Below are 567 nucleotides of genomic sequence, written 5' to 3' on the forward strand. Positions count from 1 at the left end.
ACCAGCATAATCCATGCTTAGATAGAAAATCTCACCAGTACTTCCTGACTTAACTACAAGATAAGCCGTGTCATGGCCAGCAAAATCATCCTCATAACCTTTCAGATATTTCCATTTTTTCATTTCATCGTCACCCGATTATTTTCATCAACATTAAAATTGGCCCGAATCAAATCATACATCTCATCCTTTGGCATATCAGCCAGCGCCACATAGCAACGGGCAAAGTAGCGAACATCACGGAGTGTCAGCGGCTGCCGCTTCTCCACAATGCTGGTGATAATGTCCATCGGCTCTCGTCGTGGTCTTGGCATATTTACTACTCCTTTTCGAAAATTATTGTTGACCAATCTACATCATTTAGTCAATACTTATTGACGTAGATTGTACCACAACGAAAAAGGTGATGTGGAAATGCGATACAAAGAAATAGCAGCGAGATACCAGAAGGAAGTTCGCGAGGTTATGGAAATCCTTAACGTTCGCGAGGATACCATTAAGTTTGTGGAAACTGCCATGTGCTCACTGGCGCTTGAAGCTGAGGTTGCAGGTCGTGAAAAGGCTGAC

General features: G+C 43.0%; 1 protein-coding gene. It reads right to left on the reverse strand.

Annotated elements, in window-relative coordinates; translation table 11 throughout:
• Window positions 1-119: 119 nt before the first annotated feature.
• Window positions 120-314, reverse strand: coding sequence for a hypothetical protein (locus tag H4O21_RS24080; protein WP_182812411.1), 195 nt, complete (start codon window positions 312-314; stop codon window positions 120-122).
• Window positions 315-567: the final 253 nt, after the last annotated feature.

Origin of the sequence: Oceanospirillum sediminis, from assembly GCF_014164585.1 — a bacterium.
GTDB classification, from domain to species: Bacteria; Pseudomonadota; Gammaproteobacteria; order Pseudomonadales; family Halomonadaceae; genus Oceanospirillum; species Oceanospirillum sediminis.

Excerpts from the sequence above, each read along its gene's own strand:
- H4O21_RS24080 (WP_182812411.1), bottom strand. The coding sequence starts at position 314 with ATGCCAAGACCACGACGAGAGCCGATGGACATTATCACCAGCATTGTG.